Below are 20,045 nucleotides of genomic sequence, written 5' to 3' on the forward strand. Positions count from 1 at the left end.
CATGAGCACCCACCACACCTTCCAACCCGGCCTCCTGCGCAACAAGGCCGTGTTCATCACGGGCGGCGGCAGCGGCATCAACCGCCAGATCGCGATCACCTACGCGCTTGCCGGTGCGTCAGTGACGATCGTTGGCCGCAGCGAGGAAAAGGCGCGCGATGCCGCTGCCGAGATCGGGGCTGTCGGCGGGCATGCGATCGGGCTGTCCGCGGATGTGCGCAGCTATGAGGCGTTACGAAACGCCGTCGAGCAGGCGCACGCGGCGTTTGGCCCGATCGACATCGTGGTCGCCGGCGCCGCCGGAAATTTCGTCGCGCCGGCGACGGGGATGAGTTCCAACGGCTTTCGTGCCGTCATTGACACCGATCTGGTCGGGACTTTCAATACGCTACGCGCCGCCTACGATTTCCTTCGCAAGCCATCCGCCCTGGTGCTGGCCATTTCCGCCGTCCAGTCCAGCATGCCCACCTACGCCCAGGCCCATGTGTGCGCCGCCAAGGCCGGCATCGACATGTTGATTCGCTCACTGGCGGTGGAGTGGGCCGAGGATGGAATCCGATGCGTGGGCATAGCGCCGGGCCCGGTGGCCGATACCGAAGGCATGGTCCGGCTCGCGCCGCAGGGCCAGGAAAGCTGGGCCAGGCTGCTGCAGTCCATTCCGTCCGGACGTGGCGCATCCAAGCAGGAGATCGCCGACATGGCGCTGTACCTGGCCAGCGAATCCGGGCGCTACATCAATGGCGTGGTGATTCCGATCGATGGCGGCTTCTCCGCTGTCGGCTCCCTGGAGTTCGGACGGATGCTGAAGGATTCAGTCGCGCAGGCCGGCCGCGCCGCCGCCTGAAATCTGCACAAGAAAGGAGACCAGCATGAACAGCACCTCCGGCGTCGCCTTGCCGACCATCGATACACCCGGCTCTGGAACGCGCTTCGAAGACTGGATTCAGGCTACGAACGCGTTCGATGCGATCGAGCGCACGCAAAAGCGCTGCTGCGTCGACAAGACAGCCATCACCTTCCTCGGCACGGAACCTGAAGCCCTGCCGCGAAAGGTCAGTTATACGGAACTGGTGGAGGGGATCGCGCGGACGGCGAATGCCTTCCGGTCTCTCGGCTTGCGGCGGGGCGACGTGGTGGCCTATATGCTGCCGTCGCTGGTCGAAACGCAGTTCGTGCTGTGGGGCGCGGCGACGGCTGCGTCGGCCTTGCCGCTCAACCCGCTGCTGAAGGCCGAGGAGATCGCCAGCCTTTGCCGGGCAGCCGGTGTCAAGGCGCTGGTGGCACTGGGACCTCTGCCGGGCACCGAGATCTGGGACAAGGCCGAGCGGGTAAGAGCGCTGGTGCCGGCGATCGGCGCCCTGATCCAGGTGGGAGGTGAGAAAGCCGCCGGCGGCGCCGACGTTCATCTGCTGGCGGATCTGCTGCGGTCGAACTCGCGGCAACTGGCATTTTCTGACCTGCCCGAGCCAGACGATGTCGCCGCCTATTTCCATACGGGCGGAACGACCGGCGCACCGAAGCTGGTCATTCATACCCATCGCAACCAGCTTGCCGCTGCCTACGGAGGCGCCTGGGCGGTAGGCGCTTGCACCGACGACGTGATCGTCAATGGCTTGCCGATGTTCCATGTGGCATCCGCGATCTTTTGCAGCCTGGCCATGTTCGTTGCCGGCGCGGAGATGGTGATCCTCTCGCCAGCCGGATTTCGCAACCCCCAGATCGTCGCCAACTTCTGGCGCATCGTGGAGCGCACCGGAACGACCATCGTCGGCGGTGTACCCACAGCGCTCTCGGCCGTGGTGAAGGTCGATCCGAAAGGCGCGGACTTGAGCCGCGTGCGCATCAACATCTGCGGTGCCTCCTTGCTTCCTCGCAGTGTCGCCGAGCAGATGGAGCTGCTCACGGGCAAGCCCATGCGTGAGGTCTATGGCATGACCGAAGCCGGTGGCGTGATCTGCGTCGACCCGGTGTCCCGCGCGCGGGTCATGGGGTCCGCGGGGTGCCCCATACCGTTCTGCGAAGTCGAGGCGCGCGCGCTGGCTGGAACAAGCGCCTCGAGCCGCTCCTGCATGCCGGGTGAGGCGGGCATGCTCGTGGTTCGCGGGCCCAACGTGACGCCCGGCTACAAGGACGCCGGGCAATCCGCCAGCCTCTTTACCGAGGACGGCTGGCTCATCACCGGAGACGTGGGGTACGTCGACGCCACCGGTCGTGTGTTCATCACGGGACGGGCTAAGGATCTGATCATCCGCGGCGGCCACAACATCGACCCGGCTGTCATCGAAGAGTGCCTGATGCGGCACCCCGCAGTGGCCGATGCGGGCGCGGTGGGCATGCTGGACGCCTACGCGGGCGAAGTGCCGGTGGCCTATGTCACCCTGCGGCAAGGGACTGTCGTCACCGAGGACGAACTGCTGGCTTTCGCCAAGGCCACCATCAATGAACCGCCCGCGCTCCCGCGGCGGCTCTTCGTCCTGGAGCAACTGCCCATGACCGCCGTGGGAAAGATCTACAAGCCCGCACTGCGGCAGGACTGCACACGGCAGCACTTGCTGGAGGTGCTCCAGGGTGAATCGATCGCAGCCCTGACGGTGCGCGAGGAACCCGGCCGCGGCCTGGTCGTGTGCATCGAGTTGGCAGCCGCCGAGGAGGACTCCTCCCACGAAACCCGTCAGCGCATCGCTGCCGACTTGAAGGGCTATCTGCTCACCCTCGAGTGGGCAAGCTCCCAGGCAAGCCCGTCCTGATCGCAACCAGGAGATCACCTTGAAACCCGTCAACAGGCGGACCGCCGCAGCGGCCGTCGCAGCTACGCTTTTGCCTTTCGGAAGCGTTCGGGCCCAGAGCCCGGCGTTTCCCTCGCGCACCATTTCCGTCGTGGTCGGCTTTCCCGCCGGCGGCGCGACGGACGTCACCGCCCGGGTCGCGATACCGCACCTTCAGAAGTCGTGGCGACAGACCGTCATCGTCGAGAACGTGCCGGGTGCCGGTGGTTCCATCGGCGTGCAGAAGATGCCGAATGCGGCGCCTGAAGGGCACGTCCTGTTCCTCGGTACCGCGAGCGACACGGTGCTGGCACCGCTTGCCATCCAGTCGGCGCGATACAAGCCTGAAGACCTGCGCCTGCTGGGCTACATGGGCCAAGCCGAATTCGTCATCGTGGGGCGCCCGGGGTTGGCCTTGAACAGCCTGGATGACCTCGTGGCGCACATGCGCGCCGCATCCAGCATGGAATTGAGCTACGCCTCCTTCGGGGACGGGTCGATCTACCACCTGATCGGAGAGGACCTGAAGGATCGCAGCGGCGGGAAACTGCTGCACGTCCCCTACCGGGGTATGGGACCCGTCGTCACCGATCTGATCGGCAATCAGGTCGACCTCGCCTTTTTGCCCGTGGCCGGACAGACCGTGGGCCTCATCAATTCAGGCCGGGTGAAGCCCATCGCGCTGACGGGCCCCAAGCGAAATCCCCAGCTCCCACAAGTCGCGTCGGTGGACGAGTCCCGGCAGATGAAGGGCTTGCACCACACCGTCTGGTTGGGCCTGTTCGGCCCTGCCACGTTGCCCGCCGAGGCGGCAAAGAAGGTGAACGCCGCCGTCAATGATGCGATTCGCACCCCGGAGTACCTCAAGTTCTCGGCTGAGAACGGCACCAGCGTTCCCGAGCCCGGCCTGACGCTGCAGCAAGCAGCGAAGTTCTATGGCGACGACACCGAGAAGCTCCGGCGACTCGCCAGATCGATCAAGCTGGAAGCTAAATGACGGCGCGAACCGCAACGCCGATCCAGTTCTACTTCGACTTCATTTCCCCCTTCGGCTACTTCGCAAGCCTTCGAATCGACGATCTGGCCCGACGTTATGGCCGCGAGGTGGAGTGGACATCGATGCTGGTGGGCGTGAGTGTGCTCAAGGTGATGGGTCTGCCGCCCATCGTCGAGCTTCCGCTGAAGGGTCCATATGTCATCAACGATGCCAAACGCTATGCCAGGCAGCATCAAGTTGCATTCGAACGCCCCAGCACGTCTCCAACGTCCCGCCCTGTGGAGGCTGGACGCGCCTTCGCCTGGGCAAAGGGAATCGATCCGGCAGCTGCCAAACGGCTCGCCGGATTCATCTTTAGCAGCTACTTCGTGCGCTGTCTCGACATCTCGGAGGACAGCGTGCTGAGCGTGTGTGTAAGAAAGGCCGGGCTGTCGTGGCCCGCCTTCGAGGCGGCTCGCGCCGAGGGAACTCCGGCTGAGCTCCTTCGGCGCAATGTCGATGACTCGATCCAACGCGGCGTGTTTGGTTCGCCCTACTTCATCGTGGATGGAGAGCCGTTCTTCGGTTTGGAAAAATTGCCGGTTGTCGAAGAGTGGCTCGCCGCTGGCGGATGGTGATCAAGCAGACTCACGGTCGCGGGCGTTCGCAAACCTGACCCGCTGGCCTGTTGTCGACGAGCAGCGCAGAATCTAGCTCCTCTAGCAGGCTGCTGAAATACCTCATTCGAAAGTCCCCCGAAAGTGGGCCTGGGGCGTTGTCCTTGCAGACCCACGAAACCCCCTGCGATGCGCGGCCCTGACACATTCACCGAAGGTTTGTTCACGATGAGACGGCTGGACGACTTCGTTCCCGCCGACCATCCGCTGCGCCGCATCCGGGTGATGGTCAATGAGGCGCTGGCCAAGATGGACGAGTTGTTCTCTCGGATGTACGAGGCCGACATCAAGGGCGGCCGCCCGAGCATCGCGCCGGAGAAGCTGCTTCGCGCGATGCTGTTGCAGATTCTGTTCAGCATCCGCTCGGAGCGCCAGCTCATGGAGCAGACGCAATACAACATGCTGTTTCGCTGGTTCATCGGCCTGGCGATGGACGACGCGGTGTGGGTGCCGACGGTGTTCAGCAAGAACCGCCAGCGCCTGATTGAGCACGACGCGGTGGTCGCCTTCTTCAACGAAGTGCTGGAGACGGCGGAGAACAAGGATTGGTTGTCGGGAGAGCACTTCAGCGTCGATGGCACGCTGATCCAGGCCTGGGCAGGACACAAGAGCTTCGTTAGCAAGGGCGGTGACGACGATGCCGGCAGCGGCGGGGACTTCAAGGGGCAGCGACGCAGCAACGAAACGCACGAGTCGAAGACCGATCCCGATTCGAGGCTGTACCGCAAGGGCAAGACTGCCAGCGAGTTGCGCTACATGGGGCACACGCTCACCGACAACCGTCACGGCCTGGTCGTCAACGCCATGGTCACGCAGGCCGACGGCTTTGCCGAACGTGAAGCGGCCAAGGTCATGATCAGGGACGCACGTCAAGCCACCGCGAGAGCGGATACCGAGGTCACGCTTGGTGCCGACAAGGGCTATGACGCGGCCGAGTTCATCGAGGCGCTGCATCGCATGAACGTCACGCCGCATGTGGCGCAGAACAAAGCGGGGCGTCGTTCGGCGGTGGCCGACGAGATCGCCCGGAGCGAGGGCTATGCGATCTCGCAGCGCAAGCGAAAGCTCATCGAGCAGGGCTTCGGCTGGGCCAAGTTCGTCGGCCCCATCCGGCAGGTGATGGTGCGCGGCATCAAGAAAGTCGACCAGTTGTTCGTGCTGACGATGGCCGCCTACAACTTGGTGCGCATGCGGACCTTGGCAGAAGTCCGTCCGTTGGCCGCGTAGCGGGCCAGTGAGAGCCCCAAACGCGCCTCAAAACGGGGGAAACAGGGATGGCAGCGGACTTGGGACGCCGAAATCACAAGAATGCCGTCTTCAGTGCGCTGGGCGCCTTCGGCGTGCCTGGTACTTCAGCAGCCTGCTAGGGAGATGCTGATCAATGAACGACGCCGTCGGATCTGTGGGCATCACGAAGCGATGCGGTCGATTTCACGCCGTGAGGGTCGACCCGCGGTGCGTTTCGCGCCTCTTGCGAGGCCACTTTCGGCGTTCGAGACGCACCTCGGGCATGAGCGGCCAACAGCGACCTCTTGGCGATGACCAGATTGGCCAGCCCGAACAGGCTGAACAGCTGCGCCTCGTTCTTCGCGAGGCCCTTGTAGCGGGTCTTCTTGTGACGAAACAGGTTCTTGATCACATGGAACGGATGCTCGACCTTGGCCCGCACGCTCGCCTTCAGCTGCTCGGCCTTGTCCAGCAGGCGCGCCCACTTGCGCGTCAGGTCCAGCTGCCGGCGCTTGCCCGGCTGCATCGCCACGTGCCACTGCGGGCCTTGCGCTTCTTCGCGCTTGTGCACGCCTCGGTAGCCGGCATCGCCGAAGGCCACCGACTCCTGGCCGTGCAGCAGCGCACCGGCTTGTGTCACGTCGTTGACGTTGGCCGCCGTGGCGACCACCGTGTGCACGAGGCCCGATTGGGCATCCACACCGATGTGCGCTTTCATGCCGAAGTGCCAGGCCTTTCCCTTCTTCGTCTGGTGCATCTCGGGATCGCGCGTATTGCCCTCGTTCTTAGTCGAGCTGGGCGCGGCGATGATGGTCGCGTCCACGATGGTGCCCGCGCGCATCAGAAGGCCCTGTTCGGCAAGATGAGCGTTGATCTCCTCGAACAGGGCCTTGGTGAGGTCGTTGTCCAGCAGCAGTCGCCTGAACTTCAGCAGCGTGGTGGCGTCGGGCACCGACTCGCGCGACAAGTCAATGCCCACGAAGTCGCGCAGCGCCTGGCTGTCGTACAGCGCATCTTCCAGCGCTTCGTCGGCCAGCCCGTACCACTGCTGGAGGCAGTACATGCGCAGCATCCGGGGAACACCGATCGGCTGGCGACCGACGCGCCCGCTCGTGGGGTACAGCGGCTCGATCACGGCGATCAAACGAGACCACGGCACGACGCGCTCCATGTCGGCCAGAAACTTCTCGCGGCGCGTGCGCTTCTTCTTCATCGCGTACTCGGCGCTGGCAAAACTGCGTTGGTTCATCTCGGTGGTGCTGTGAGTTGCTCTGTCTTCACGCATGCACGGGCCGTGCCCGCCGCGACCTATTGATCAGCGTTTCCTTAGCAAGGGCGGTGACGACGATGCCGGCAGCGGCGGGGACTTCAAGGGGCAGCGACGCAGCAACGAAACGCACGAGTCGAAGACCGATCCCGATTCGAGGCTGTACCGCAAGGGCAAGACTGCCAGCGAGTTGCGCTACATGGGGCACACGCTCACCGACAACCGTCACGGCCTGGTCGTCAACGCCATGGTCACGCAGGCCGACGGCTTTGCCGAACGTGAAGCGGCCAAGGTCATGATCAGGGACGCACGTCAAGCCACCGCGAGAGCGGATACCGAGGTCACGCTTGGTGCCGACAAGGGCTATGACGCGGCCGAGTTCATCGAGGCGCTGCATCGCATGAACGTCACGCCGCATGTGGCGCAGAACAAAGCGGGGCGTCGTTCGGCGGTGGCCGACGAGATCGCCCGGAGCGAGGGCTATGCGATCTCGCAGCGCAAGCGAAAGCTCATCGAGCAGGGCTTCGGCTGGGCCAAGTTCGTCGGCCCCATCCGGCAGGTGATGGTGCGCGGCATCAAGAAAGTCGACCAGTTGTTCGTGCTGACGATGGCCGCCTACAACTTGGTGCGCATGCGGACCTTGGCAGAAGTCCGTCCGTTGGCCGCGTAGCGGGCCAGTGAGAGCCCCAAACGCGCCTCAAAACGGGGGAAACAGGGATGGCAGCGGACTTGGGACGCCGAAATCACAAGAATGCCGTCTTCAGTGCGCTGGGCGCCTTCGGCGTGCCTGGTACTTCAGCAGCCTGCTAGGAGGGCGCCATGGGCAATCAGCAAACCACCGTGTCTGTGAAGACCGAACTCGACCGTCTGACTTCCGAGTTCTTCGGCGCTGTGTCGTTTGAACCCGCCAGCAGCCCACCAGCCTATGAGCGCATCCGGTCGCTCTTCATCAAGTCCGGTTTGCTCATCAAGAACGTGGGAGCCACGCCTGAAATCTCTACTGTTCAGGAATTCATCGAGCCAAGGGAGACCATGATCCGCAAGGGCGAACTGACGAGGTTCCTAGAAGAAGAGCTTTCCGAGGTAACGCAAATCTTTGGCAATATCGCGCACCGCTTCAGCGCGTACTCGAAGTCTGGAACCATGAATGGACGCTCTTTCACGGCGCGTGGGATGATTTCGACCCAGTTCATTCTGACGCCCACAGGGTGGAAGATGAGCGCAATGGCCTGGGACGATGAGAGGCCCGGCCTGTCATTGGCAATTGCCTGAGTTTCTCTGTACGGGGTTGACCGGTAAGCTCACAGAGCCTCTGGCTCGTGCTCGGGATGCATCAACCGGGCTCGGTCGCTGGCCCGCGTGTGCCGCCTTACCGACTCACCCGTTTGCGGTATATGTATATATTCGTTAAACCCTCTACTTCGCCTACAGCCGAGTTCCCAGACCGAAAAGGAGCACCCGTGAAGAAAGCTGTCGTATTTTCGCTTTTGGCCGCGGGCGCCGTGCTTGCAGGATGCGCCTCAAATCCACCGGGTTCCACATCTACGCGAACCGAAGTCTGCAAGGCAACCAGCGAGCGGGAAGTTGCCGCGCTGTTTGACCGCTGGAACCAGTCTTTGCAAACTGGCGACGCGCACAAGGTGGTTGCAAATTATGCGGAGAAATCTGTCCTGCTTCCCACCGTTTCCAACACACCGCGTCTCAATGCGGCGCAAAAGGAAGACTACTTTGAACACTTTCTTGAAAACAAGCCGTTCGGCCGCATTGACTTCAGAACAATAGAGATAGGTTGCACCACGGCAGTGGATGCTGGCCTATATACCTTCACGTTCGCCAAGACGGGAGCTGTCGTCAAGGCGCGGTACACGTACACCTACAAGTGGGACGGTAGTCAATGGCTAATCACCAGCCACCATTCTTCGGCCATGCCGGAGAAGTAAATTACCACCACCGGTGGGGTCTATCCATCGAGCGGACATGCCCTGGCCAAGCCGGCGTTGAATCGCGAAGCGATTGACCCCGGAAGGTCCTGCCTGTCTTCATCACCGGATTTTGGTTCCAGCCACTTCGCTTTGGGCGCATGCCGTCATGGAGCGTAGTCCTCGCGTCTGACCGCTTAGGGCCCGCTGGCGACCGTCCGAATTTGGCACATTTCGTGTGACAACTCGGTTCCGCACCTGTTGACCGACGACGACCTGCTACTTGCGTTTCGGCAGTTCGTCGCGTGTTTGCGCCCTGGCGGCGGATGCATCATCAGTGTCAGGGACTATGACGAGGAAGCGCGCGGCACGAACCTAGTCAAGCACTACGGAGCGCGGGTCGAAGACGACAAGCGCTACGTGCTGTTCCAAGTCTGGGATTTCGATGGCGACCACTACGACCTGTCCTTCTTCGTTGTTGAAGATGGACTGGCCACCGGCCAGGTGAAGACCCACGCGATGCGTTCAAGGTACTACGCAGTTTCGGTCGCACGGCTTTGCGAGTTGATGCGCAAGGCTGGCTTCGAGAGCGTGAAGCGGCTTGACGACGCGTTCTATCAGCCCATCCTGGTCAGCCCCAAGCCTGCGATTGGGTAGCCGACTGCCAAGGCAGAATGCGGCCGCAAAGGCGACGCTCTAGGGCGACCTCTCGATGTGGCTTGCTCCTTCTTCCAGAGTAGCCATCACCAGCTTCGCGTTTTTTTCGTCCAGACGGCCCGAAGCAGGTGAGTTGCCGCTCGCATCTCGCTGTGGAAAAGATGGCAGGCGACGCACCAACATGGCGTGCTGCACTGCATGGGCCCGACGCACATAAAACGTGCTGCTTCCAATGTGGAAAGGGCATTGTGCACTGCACCAAAACACGAAAGTCAAGAACTTGTTTTCCCCTTGGCCGGTGCATGACCCTGTGGATAACCGACTGAGCATCTCGCCGGAGCCGCATTCTGCTTGGCTTTCATTGCGGTGCTCATCGAACGAGCAATCCCATTCACAGTTCAAGTTTTATTTAGGACCCGAGCCGGCGCATGAAGTGGTACGTCAGGCAAGAATTTTCACGGAGGATCTCGGCGCCAAACGGGTGCTGGTGATGCCTTTGTCCTGGGGGCGACGATGAGCGGCCTGGGGCACGCCGTCGTTGCCGCCTTCAGGATACCGGTGAGCCCGTTTGGGTCGCGAACGAAGTTGCGGACCTTGCGGCCGCTTGATGCCAGCGGCGTTGCGACAGAATGCGGGCCAATACCGGCCGGTCAATGAGACGCGGCACATTCATGAGAATTCCCGACAGTCTTTGGCAACAGTTTCTTGAGGACGCTGGCGCTCACAAGCCCGCAAGCCGCCCTTTCAAGGTTTTCATGGCCGTTCTAGCCGGACTCGTCGCGTACGGGGCCGTTCTATTTCACAAAATAGTGCAGGCCGCTTGTCGTCGCAGTCGGAAGCTTCATCGGGTACATGTGGTTCGTGTCCGAGCCGACGGGCAGAATGCGGCCATCAGCGGTCGGTCACCACCGGCAGCTACCTGGCCGGCTAACCATTCATGATCCCCACGGAATCACCGCCCGGGGCGGATCCTCACCCCGCTAACAGCCATCAGTCAAGACCACGCGACGCGCCAAACGGTGGAGCTTGGATTGCCAAGGCTGCTAGAGGTCGGCGCCAACACGCCTTGCATCGCCAGTGGCGCACCGTGGACCCTGATCAGCTCGACGACGCAGCGGCGGAACTGTGTCTCGACGAGCGCTTGCGGGCGATGCCACCCGTGAAGGCGGTCTCTGAGTGGCTGAAGCCCTTGAGCAGTTTGAAGTCCCTGGCGGATATGCGAGTGGGGGCGCATCGCGCGCCGAGCGACGAACGTCCCTAGAGCGCGCACACTGGTCGCTCTCGGCCTTGCCGGGAATGGAACGTCGGATGACGGAACTGAACATGGCGCGGCGGCGCGGGATCGTGATGTGGGAGGCCGCTTGCGAGCGCCTTAAGAACGCACTGCACGCGGCCCCGCACATGTCGCCGGCGACGCCCGAACAGGTCGTGGAAGCGCTGCGCCTCGCCCGCAAGGCCCTCGACGAGCTTGAGCTGGCGTTTGCACCGGAAGACGCCGATTGATCACAGACACCGGCCCCGTCGGGGGATCTGGCTCAGGGACCAGCGAAGGCGCTCTCCGCTGAGGCCTTGGTCGCCGACTATCTAAGCGGACGCAGCGTGGTGGAGGTTGTTCACAAGGCCGCAGTGCAAGCGGCCCGAACGCGGCTACTCAATGGGCAGGTGCCCATCCTTGATGAGACGCTGTGCAGCGATATTGACAGCTGACAGCGAGGCGAGTGAACCGGTCCGCGATGAGCTACAAGGATCCGAGGGGCGTCTGAATAGCCCAAGGTCGCTCAATTCCCCCGTACCCCTTTGCGGCCGCCACAGGCGTAGGACCAGGTCAATCCGGACTGCGCACATGACCCTCAATCTCGTCACGGGCGTCCCAAAGCGTCTGGTAGGCGCGAATCAGCGCCACTCGAATGACGTCTTGGTGAGTGGGCGCATCAAAGCTCCGATCGCTGCTCAGCGAATTGGCGGACACGGCTGCGGCAACGAGCTGCACGGCTTGCGAAAAGCGTGCTTCGTCGATTGCGGATCTTTCGCTCATGGGCACACTCCGGTGAAAGCATTGGTGCATACCGCGATGGGCGGGGTAACGCCGCCATCAGTAGCCAAGACACGCACCGAATCGACATGCTTATACGCAACTGTACGCCTGCGCGACGCGCTTCCCTGCATCCGGCTGAGTTCGTTCATAGTTAGACCGAGATCCCATCAAGATTAAGGCTCAACTTTGACGGCGGCGCGCGCAAGTGGTTGATTCGATGAGAAAAACGGGCATCGTGATCGCGCCCTGTTGGGAGACCACCACCAAGGTTGGGCAGGGCGCGTCCCGCAATCGAAACGGACGATGGTCGCCAGGATCGGGCATCGGCACGCTATCCAAGAGGCGGACGCGACACTCGACGTTGAGCGTTGTGCCTTCCTTCGACAGGTGATACGGTCGAAATCCGTCGTTCAACTCGACGACAACAACACCCAAAGGAGGTATTCCATGGGAGACCAGAGACGCCCGCTGCGACCGGGAGAACTTGCGCCGGCGTTCGCGCTTCCGGCGGCCAACCTCGAAGGAATGGTCTCCCTCGACAGCTTGCGTGGTCGCCCGTTCCTGATTGGCTTCTATCGCGGGCTGCATTGCCCGTTCTGCCGGCGCCAGGTGCTTCAGCTTGCAGGCGTACAGCCGGCCTTGCATGCGGCCGGCGTAGAGACCGTGGCAGTGATCAACACGCCCCTGGACAACGCCCGCCTGTATTTCCGCCACCGGCCGACGCCGGTCACGCTTCTGTGCGACCCGGAATGCGTCACGCACCGGGCCTTCGGCGTGCCGCGTGGCGAGTTCCTGCCGGATGGCAGCCTTGAGCAGCCCGAATGGCCCTATCAGGCAAGCATGGCGGAATTCGTCGCGTCGCGCATCAACCCTACCGGTGAGCTGCCGGAGCCGTTACAGCCGTTGGAAGCCCTCGCCGCACTCAACACCAAGGACGGCTTCGAGCTTGAAGAAGCCGACAAGGCGATCGTCGCGAACCACGGCACTCAGCTCGTCGGACACTTCCTGGTCGATGCGGCCGGCGTCGTCGGCTGGGTGCAGATCGAGGCGCCCGACGGGCCGAACAGCCTCTCCATCTTCCCGAATGCGGCGGAGATCATTGCCGCCGCTGGCAGCCTTGGATGTTGACCTACGGCGGATCACCCGCCGCCGTTTTGCTGCCAGGAAGCAGCCTCTGGCCATATGCAGCAACCGTTGCTTGCTGCATATGCCGTCGAGCGATCGAGGGCGATGGACCGCAAGGGAGCCCGGTGCTGTACGTGACATGCGAGCGCCGAATACCGGTGTCGGCCAAGAGCAGCCCTTCGCTGGATAGGCAGAATTCGAGGTTGCCACTGCCAAGTCCAAGCCACTCAAATGCCTGAAGTACATCCTCGCGGCCAAATGTTGGCCTTCGACCAATCTTTGAATACATTCGTCGCACAGCCGGGATTGATGTTGCCCTGCACCACTATCGCTGAAATGCTTGAGCAGGTTGAAGCGAGAACAGGCGCCTACGTTGTGCCGCACGACCCATCGAAATACTTCCGGTACCACCTGTCGCGCGATGACCCCACTTTTGTGCTTGTGGACATTCATGTCACCCGCGATGGAGAGGAGATATGTATCAGACAAGATATGTCGTATCCGCTGCTTCCGAGCGACAAGGTGATATTTGGCCATCTTGCCTGCTGAGCAGTCGACGTGACGTCATCGCCTTTTGGACTGTGGCCGTTCCGGCGTGACAACGTCGTGGCTCTCGGAAGCGCAGCCTAGACTTCCGTTGCCGGCCAACAGCGGCCGGTCGTTTCGGGTCTGCTAGTTAGGCAAGCGCACGTGCTCGTCCGTGTGGTCGCCTGCAGCTGGACTTAGGATCGCCGTGAGCGCTCGCCGCTGCAGGAGGTAGAGCCGGCCGCCGGCGAACGCCCACTCGATGTCGTGGCTCCCGCCAAACACCTCGTCGCAGCGGAGCGCGAGCGCATGAAGCGCGGCGAGCTGTGCATCGTCGAGGCAGAGCACGCGGGTGAGCCCCTCGGAAACGTGTGTGCTGCTTGTGCCGCCTTCCGGGTCGGTGCGTATGGCGACGTCCTTCAGTCCCGCGATTCGCTCGGCGACGGCACCGTCACGCCTCAAGCGGAACCGATCTGGGATGACGAGACCGGCAACGACCGACTCCCCGAGCCCCCAGGCCGCCTCGATCACGATCTCGTCCGACCCGTTGACGGGGTTACGGCTGAAGAGCACGCCGGCGGAGTCCGCATCGACGAGTTCCTGTACGACGACGGCCATTCTCGGCTCGCGGGGCAGCCGAAGGCGCTCGCGGTACGCGAACGCTGAAGGCGAGCGCGCCGAGCGCCAGATGGCGGACACGGCGTCAACGAGTTCGGGCTCGGAGCGCAGGTTCAGCTGCGTCAGGTGCTGTCCTGCGAAGCTCGCCTGCTCGGAGTCCTCGCCCACTGCGGACGAGCGCGCCACGAGCGGGGCGCCGAGCGTGCGAAAGACTGCAGCCAGCCGCTGCCTCGCGTCGCGTTCGTCAGCAGCGAGTGCATCCACGAACCCGTACGGAAGCGCGACACCCGCGGGAACGGGCAGGCCCGCACGCGTGGCCGCGGCTAGCTGCGCGGCCTTGCCGCCAAACAGGCTTTCCTCGAGCTCCTCGGTAAGTGCTGCCGGTTTCATCGTCGCCTGCTTCCGTCATGCGACGAGCTCGACCTCGCCCGCGGTGCCATCGACGATGATCCTCGCACCGTCCAGGAGCACGGAGGTCGCATCGGTGCACCCGACGACTGCTGGCAGCCCGTACTCGCGCGCGACGATCGCGGCATGCGAGAGCAGCCCGCCCCGGTCGGTCACGATCGCGCCGAGGAGCGGCAGCACGATGTTGAATGCCGTCGTCGTGGAGTTCGTGACGAGGATGTCGCCCCGCTCGATGCGACCAAACTCCTCGGTGCCGCGAATCACCCGTGCGGTGCCCTCGTACACGCCCGGGCTGACGCCGAGACCGTGAACCTTTCGCTCCTCGGTGCGTGGCTTCGGCGCGGCGAAGATCGCCTGCACGGCTGCACCGATCGCGCGCTCCAGCCTTGCCGCCGAGGGCGGCAGCCACTCGGGCGGCAGCGGATCGCCCGGCTCGCCGCCGAGAAACGCCGGCGCATCCGCGTAGCGCGCCTTGAGCCGGTAGCGCGCACGCTCGGCCAGTTCCTCGCCCGATGGGCCATCGCCGGACTCGACGAGGCTTCGCAGCTCCGCGTAGCCGGCCTCGACGAGATGGCCCGGATCGGCGAGCCGCCCCGCCGCCGTAAGCCGGCGGCCGGCCGCGAGGATCGCGCGCCGCATGATCCCGATAGCCCAGAGGTCGGCGTAGATGCCCCGCTCGTCGCGTAGCCGGTAGGTCGCCCGAGCCTCCTCGAGCAGCGCGTCGAAGGCGTCGCGATGCCGAGCGGGCACTGCTTCCCGCAACTCAGAGGTCTTCCGGTCCAGGTCGTTCGCCGGTGGAGTCTCGAGGCGATCGAATGCTGTGTGGATCGCTCCGACGATCAGCTCGGGAAGCTCGTGCACCGACGGGTCGCCCACGTCCTCGCCGTTTACCGGCCGGTAGGCGACACGATCGACGTATGCCGAAGCGAGCCGGCCCGTGTCGCCGGACAGCGAGCGAAGCGCGGCGACCACCTCGCCCGGCTCTCCGGCCGACGTGAGCAAGGTCGTCGCCGTCGTATCCAGTCGGAGCGCGCCGACCAGTCGCTCGAGGTCCTCGTCTGCACCGAGCGGGTCGGGGTTCGCGCCCTGGAGAAGACCGAGTAACTGGGCCGGCGAGCGGCCTGTCCACTCTTGCGCGTGCACGAGGAAGTCGCCCACAGGCAGGAGCGCCGGCACGTTGAAGAGGTGATGGATGTACGCGCCATGGATCTGGTTCTCGCGGCAGCGATCGATGTATGCGAGGAGCGCAGGCGTGTCGAGCGCCGCCGGGTCAACCGCGAGCAGCGCGAGGTGAGCTCGGATCGCCGCGGGCTTCACCTCCCGGTCCCAGTGCTCGAGGTCCTCACGCCAGAGCTTGCGCTCGAACACGGTCGCGCTCGTCTCGAGCCGGCGCCGAATCATTGGGTGACTGCCCGCGAGCTCGTCCCACACCTCTTTCGGAGGGTGACCGACCGCCTCCCTCGGCGCGCCGACGGGACGTGCGCAGTAGTACGGGAACCCGTTGACGAAGCCCGCCTCCAGGTACTCGAGCAACGATCCGTAGCGGCGGAGGCTCTCGCCGAAGCCGCGCTGGAACGCGTCGGGAAAGATCTCCGCGTGGAAGCGGGTCACCGGCCGCGTCCAGTGAGTCGGGTCGAGGAACCACGATCCCGGACCGGGTGGGGCGAAGGTTTGCTCAGCGACGAGTGTCATCATTACCAACCTCCTTCATGCTTGCCGGATTGCGGCGAAGTTCGTCCGTCAGCACGCGTACGGCCCAGGCGGCGGCCTTGCCGGCCTCCTGGCCCTCGAGGCCCCACTGGTCGCGCATCGCCTGCCAGGCGGGCGCGCTCACGAGCAGGTAGATCACCGCAAGGGCGCGTTGGCGCTCGGCCGGCCCGAGCCCGTCGGTGACCTCCCGCATCGCCTTCTCGAACGTCGCCAGTCGCCGGCGCCGCGTGCGGGCCCGGATCTCCTGTCCGCGCTTGGATAGGAGGGCGCGGATCAGCGGCGCTCGCTCGTCGTACATGCGATAGAGCGCAGGCGCCATCTCGCGGACGCCCTCAAGCGTGTCTGGGTAGGAAAGGAGGACGACCCGGAGGTGCTCCTCCGCCCATTCACCGAACTCGTCGAAGAGCGCCTCCTTGGTCGGAAAGTGCCGGTAGACGGTACGGACCGACACGCGGGCGCGCACGGCGACAAGCGGAACGGTGACCTCGTTGACCTCCTCGTCCGCCAGCACATCTGCCGTCGCCTCCAGTATCCGAAGGCGTGTCTGCTCCATCTGTTCTGCGCGGAGCGGGCTTTCGTACGTGGTCGTGCTCATGACAGCAGAATAATCATGTCACGTTGTCGTGTCAAGAAGGCATGCTGGCATGTCGTCAATTGCCGCACCCCATGATGCCGTGGCAAAGCCGATTGAAAATCGTGAATCTCTACGCTGCATCGCGACTAATCCCGCGGCCCTGCGCCGTGCGCGTGCCAGCCCGTTAGCCGCGACATGGACCGCAAGGGGCTCGGAGCCGCGGGCCGGCGACAGGCTACAGTCGGCCAGAACCGGTCTTTCGACTAACGAGTCCAATCCTGATCGCATGAGCGCACAGCCCTTTCCTGCAGAGCGATGATCCGCGGCGAACGAAAGGACACTCACGATGACCATCACCATCACCGCCTTTGAACGGTCGCCCGACGGCGGCAAGGGTCTGGCGCGCGACACGCGCGTCCGCTGGGCGCTGGAGGAAGCCGGCCTGCCCTACGAGGTGCGCCTGGTGTCCTTCCGCGCGATGAAGGAGGCCGCGCATCTGGCGCTGCATCCCTTCGGCCAGATCCCCACCTACGAGGAAGGCGACCTCGCGCTGTTCGAGACCGGCTCCATCGTGCTGCACATCGCCGAGCGCCACTCGGGCCTGTTCCCCGCCGATGCCAACGCAAGGGCGCGCGCCATCACGTGGATCTTCGCGGCGCTCAATACGGTCGAGCCTCCCATCCTCGAACTCGTCACCGTCAAGCTGGTGGAAGGCGACAGGCCCTGGAAGGCCGAGCGCCTGCCCCTCGTCGAGGACCGGGTGCGCGCCCGACTGAACCAGCTGGCCGCCCGCCTGGGCGACGGCGACTGGCTGGACGGCGGCTTCAGCGCGGGCGACCTGCTGATGGTGTCGGTGCTGCTCCGGCTGAGACCGTCCGGCCTGCTGAACGAGTTTCCCAGCCTGGCCGCCTATGTCGCTCGGGGCGAAGCGCGGCCGGCTTACCAGCGGGCGTTCGCCGCGCAACTGGCGATCAACGCCGCCCCCTTACCGGCGGGCTGACGGGGCGCCGCTGCCGGCGCGGACGAAGCGATGCACAGCCGTCGCCCTGGGCATCCGCGGAACTTCCGGGGCGACTCAGAGCCCAGCGGAAGCGGTCATTGGTAGGGGTCAATCGACGACTGGGAAAACACGGCAACCGAACGGCCACACTCGAAAGTTGCGAACTCGCACTCTCGACCCCAGAGCCGAAACACGGCGCTTCCGAAACAGAACATTCGCGACTTCGTCGAGCGCGGTTTCCGCTTCGAGGATGCGCGCTCGACGCTTGGTGTTCCCCTGATTCAGACGTCGAATCGCTCGCAACGGCCATGCGCCGCCGACCTGGCAGGCTCCTGTGCGAAGATGTGCCCTGACGCGGCTACCGCGCGGTGGTCTCGATCGAGGGACCCCTGCATGCCCACTCCCGCACCCGGCCCATCCTCCCCCGCGATCCGCGCGCTGCTGTTGTGCGACCTGGTCGCCAGCACCCACCTCGTCGAGCGCCTGGGCGACGCCGCTGCGGCCGAGTTGATGGCACGCCACGACCGCATCGCGCGTGACCTGCTTGCTGCCCACGGCGGCCGCGAGATCGACAAGAGCGACGGGTTCCTGCTGCTGTTCGAGCGGCCGGTCGAGGCGGTGCGCTTCGCGCTTGCCTACCAGGCGCAGCTGCTCGAACTCGGCGCCCAGTCGAAGACTTCCCTCGCCTCGCGCGTGGGCATTCATCTCGGCGAGGTGGTGCTGCGCGAGAACGCGGCCGCCGACGTCGCGCGAGGCGCCAAGCCGTTGGAGGTCGAGGGCCTGGCCAAGGCCATCGCCGCGCGCGTCATGTCGCTCGCCGGCCAGGGGCGCATTCTGATGACACGCACGGCCTACGACTTCGCGCGCCGGGGTGCGGTGGGCCATGCCGACGAGGCCGCGCTGCGCTGGGCCGTGCACGGGCCGTACCGGATGGCCGGCGTTGACGATCCGGTGGAGGTCTGCGAAGTGGCCACCGCCGGCGCTGACGCGCTGACGCCGCCTCCAAGCGCGGAAAAGGCGCAGCGCGTGGCCCAGGCCACCACATCGCCGACGTCCGCAGCGCCGGCCGCCGGACCGCTGCTCGCCGTGCTCGCGTTCGACAACCTGTCCAACGACCCCGAGATGCAGTTCTTCTCCGACGGCGTCAGCGAGGAAATCATTCAGCGCGTATCGCGTGGCAGCCAGCTCAGGGTGATCGGACGCACGTCGAGCTTCCAGTTCCGCGGCGATCGCAAGGCCGAGGCGGCGAACGCCTTGCATTGCACCCACGTGCTCGACGGCTCGATCCGCCGCGCAGCAGCCCGCGTGCGGGTCAGCGCGCACCTGATGGAGGCCGCCTCGCAGACCACGCTGTGGTCGGAACGCTTCGAGCGCGGGCTGGAAGACATCTTCGCCGTGCAGGACGAGATCTCCGAGAACATCGCCCGCGCACTCGATCAGGCCTTCGCCAGCGCACCGGCCCCGACGGTGGAGCCGGCGGTATATGACCTCTACCTCCGATCGAGGCCGAAGGGCTACGCGCCCGACGAACTGCGCACCCACGTTGGCGTGCTGGAGCTGGTGACCACGCGCGCACCGCAGTTCGCCGCGGCATGGGGGCGGCTGGCCTATCTGCGTGCCTTCTTGCGCTTCTACCAGCCGTTCGCCGAGCGCGCGGCCAGCGCGGCGCAGGTGAACCGCGAAGCCGAGCGCGCGCTGTCGCTCGATGCACAGAACCTCGACGCGATGGCAGGGCAGTACTTCGTGATCGCGCCGTTCGGGCGTTTCGTCGAGGCCGATGTCGCGCTCGTTCGTCTGCGCCGCGCACCCGGCACGGGCGACGGGCAGCGCTACACCGGCTGGGCCCTGCGCCACTTCGGCTGGATGCGCGAGGCGCTGACTGCCACCGAGCAGGCCTACCAGCTCGATGTGCTGGATCCGATGTCGGCCAACCTCCTCGCCCTCGCGCGCATGGCGGCAGGCCATATCGCCGACGCCATTCCCGTGTTTGAGGAACTGGTGGAGCGCATGCCCACGATGAGCTTTCCGGTGTCCAGCCTGCTGCGCGCCCACGCATTCCAGCAGGACTGGGCCGCGGTGGACCGGCTGCTCGCCCTGGCCGAGCAACGCCAGTTGCGCGAGTTCCAGGACGGGCTGCCCTTCATCCGCGCCAAGCGCGACCCCTCGCCCGCGCACATCGGTGCGTGGCGCGAGGAGCTCGCGGCGCATGTTCGCAAGACGGGCCGGATCGACGTGTCACGCCTCGTGTACGCGGCCCACCTGGGCCTGGTGGACGAGGCTTACGCCGCCGCCGACGCCGCACGCCTGGGGCCGGCCGGCCATGCCGACGACATCATGGGGCCCGACGGCTACCGCACCGCGCTGCTGTTCCAGGCCAGCATGCCCGAGCTGCGCAACGATCGGCGTTTCGCGCCGTTGTGCGCGCGGCTCGGACTCGTCGAGTTCTGGCTGGCCAGCGGCAAGTGGCCCGACTGCGCGAGCGAAGTGCCCTACGACTTCCAGCGCGCATGCGAGCAGGCACGGGCCGTGCCGAAAGAAGACTTCGGCTTCTGAGCGCCCGCG

17 protein-coding genes and 2 pseudogenes are annotated in these 20,045 nt (G+C 64.8%); 14 read left to right on the top strand and 5 right to left on the bottom strand.

The window, feature by feature from the left end:
- The first annotated feature begins 1 nt into the window (after position 1).
- The 5 genes from ACSQ86_RS37365 to ACSQ86_RS37385 all read left to right on the top strand — a co-directional run bounded on the left by ACSQ86_RS37365 (position 2) and on the right by ACSQ86_RS37385 (position 5,645).
- Positions 2-844 (top strand): SDR family oxidoreductase, encoded by an 843-nt coding sequence (locus tag ACSQ86_RS37365; protein WP_436307577.1) that lies wholly within the window; start codon positions 2-4, stop codon positions 842-844.
- A gap of 25 nt (positions 845-869) precedes the next feature.
- Positions 870-2,747 (top strand): AMP-binding protein, encoded by a 1,878-nt coding sequence (locus ACSQ86_RS37370; protein WP_436307576.1) that lies wholly within the window; start codon positions 870-872, stop codon positions 2,745-2,747.
- A 19-nt stretch (positions 2,748-2,766) separates the two neighbouring features.
- Positions 2,767-3,762, top strand: coding sequence for a Bug family tripartite tricarboxylate transporter substrate binding protein (locus ACSQ86_RS37375; RefSeq protein WP_436307575.1), 996 nt, complete (start codon positions 2,767-2,769; stop codon positions 3,760-3,762).
- Positions 3,759-4,379, top strand: coding sequence for a 2-hydroxychromene-2-carboxylate isomerase (locus ACSQ86_RS37380; RefSeq protein WP_436307574.1), 621 nt, complete (start codon positions 3,759-3,761; stop codon positions 4,377-4,379). Before ACSQ86_RS37375 ends, ACSQ86_RS37380 begins: the two co-directional genes overlap by 4 nt.
- A gap of 168 nt (positions 4,380-4,547) precedes the next feature.
- Positions 4,548-5,645: an IS5 family transposase gene (locus ACSQ86_RS37385; RefSeq protein WP_436307573.1), complete on the top strand. Its 1,098-nt coding sequence runs from the start codon at positions 4,548-4,550 to the stop codon at positions 5,643-5,645.
- 268 nt (positions 5,646-5,913) lie between these two features.
- Here the strand turns inward: ACSQ86_RS37385 and ACSQ86_RS37390 are convergent.
- Positions 5,914-6,894: pseudogene (locus ACSQ86_RS37390) on the bottom strand (IS5 family transposase); the annotation flags it as partial.
- A gap of 85 nt (positions 6,895-6,979) precedes the next feature.
- Here ACSQ86_RS37390 and ACSQ86_RS37395 point away from each other — a divergent pair.
- The 5 genes and pseudogenes from ACSQ86_RS37395 to ACSQ86_RS37415 all read left to right on the top strand — a co-directional run.
- A pseudogene (locus ACSQ86_RS37395) lies at positions 6,980-7,582 on the top strand (transposase); the annotation flags it as partial.
- A 149-nt stretch (positions 7,583-7,731) separates the two neighbouring features.
- Complete coding sequence (locus ACSQ86_RS37400; RefSeq protein ID WP_436307572.1) at positions 7,732-8,184, top strand: hypothetical protein; 453 nt, start codon at positions 7,732-7,734, stop codon at positions 8,182-8,184.
- 188 nt (positions 8,185-8,372) lie between these two features.
- Positions 8,373-8,852, top strand: a complete 480-nt coding sequence (locus ACSQ86_RS37405) for an SgcJ/EcaC family oxidoreductase (protein ID WP_436307571.1) — start codon at positions 8,373-8,375, stop codon at positions 8,850-8,852.
- A 240-nt stretch (positions 8,853-9,092) separates the two neighbouring features.
- Entirely contained in the window at positions 9,093-9,488 is a 396-nt protein-coding gene (locus ACSQ86_RS37410; RefSeq protein ID WP_436307570.1) for a hypothetical protein, read from the top strand.
- A 1,308-nt stretch (positions 9,489-10,796) separates the two neighbouring features.
- Positions 10,797-10,991 carry a hypothetical protein gene (locus ACSQ86_RS37415; protein WP_436307569.1) on the top strand — a complete coding sequence of 65 codons (195 nt, stop codon included), beginning with the start codon at positions 10,797-10,799 and terminating at the stop codon, positions 10,989-10,991.
- A 322-nt stretch (positions 10,992-11,313) separates the two neighbouring features.
- On the opposite strand, the gene ACSQ86_RS37420 is transcribed toward ACSQ86_RS37415, so the two are convergent.
- Positions 11,314-11,523: a hypothetical protein gene (locus ACSQ86_RS37420; protein ID WP_436307568.1), complete on the bottom strand. Its 210-nt coding sequence runs from the start codon at positions 11,521-11,523 to the stop codon at positions 11,314-11,316.
- 303 nt (positions 11,524-11,826) lie between these two features.
- On the opposite strand from ACSQ86_RS37420, the gene ACSQ86_RS37425 reads away from it, so the two are divergent.
- The gene (locus tag ACSQ86_RS37425) at positions 11,827-12,651 is read left to right on the top strand and encodes a redoxin domain-containing protein (protein WP_436310876.1); all 825 of its coding nucleotides are present in this window, start codon (positions 11,827-11,829) and stop codon (positions 12,649-12,651) included.
- A gap of 228 nt (positions 12,652-12,879) precedes the next feature.
- Positions 12,880-13,197 (top strand): hypothetical protein, encoded by a 318-nt coding sequence (locus ACSQ86_RS37430; RefSeq protein ID WP_436307566.1) that lies wholly within the window; start codon positions 12,880-12,882, stop codon positions 13,195-13,197.
- A 123-nt stretch (positions 13,198-13,320) separates the two neighbouring features.
- Here ACSQ86_RS37430 and ACSQ86_RS37435 read toward each other — a convergent pair whose 3' ends face one another.
- The 3 genes from ACSQ86_RS37435 to ACSQ86_RS37445 are packed head-to-tail and all read right to left on the bottom strand — an operon-like array spanning position 13,321 to position 16,504.
- A complete protein-coding gene (locus tag ACSQ86_RS37435) occupies positions 13,321-14,181 on the bottom strand; it encodes a PEP/pyruvate-binding domain-containing protein (RefSeq protein ID WP_126840234.1) in 861 nt (286 codons plus the stop codon).
- A 15-nt stretch (positions 14,182-14,196) separates the two neighbouring features.
- Entirely contained in the window at positions 14,197-15,894 is a 1,698-nt protein-coding gene (locus ACSQ86_RS37440; RefSeq protein ID WP_436307565.1) for a PEP-utilizing enzyme, read from the bottom strand.
- Positions 15,875-16,504, bottom strand: coding sequence for a TetR/AcrR family transcriptional regulator (locus ACSQ86_RS37445; protein WP_436307564.1), 630 nt, complete (start codon positions 16,502-16,504; stop codon positions 15,875-15,877). The genes ACSQ86_RS37440 and ACSQ86_RS37445 overlap by 20 nt, the downstream gene beginning before the upstream one ends.
- Before the next feature lie 325 nt (positions 16,505-16,829).
- On the opposite strand from ACSQ86_RS37445, the gene ACSQ86_RS37450 reads away from it, so the two are divergent.
- Entirely contained in the window at positions 16,830-17,483 is a 654-nt protein-coding gene (locus ACSQ86_RS37450; RefSeq protein ID WP_436307563.1) for a glutathione S-transferase family protein, read from the top strand.
- 393 nt (positions 17,484-17,876) lie between these two features.
- The gene (locus ACSQ86_RS37455) at positions 17,877-20,036 is read left to right on the top strand and encodes a hypothetical protein (RefSeq protein WP_436307562.1); all 2,160 of its coding nucleotides are present in this window, start codon (positions 17,877-17,879) and stop codon (positions 20,034-20,036) included.
- Positions 20,037-20,045: the final 9 nt, after the last annotated feature.

It is taken from the genome of Variovorax sp. LjRoot130 (assembly GCF_964253755.1).
Classification (GTDB): Bacteria; Pseudomonadota; Gammaproteobacteria; order Burkholderiales; family Burkholderiaceae_C; genus Variovorax.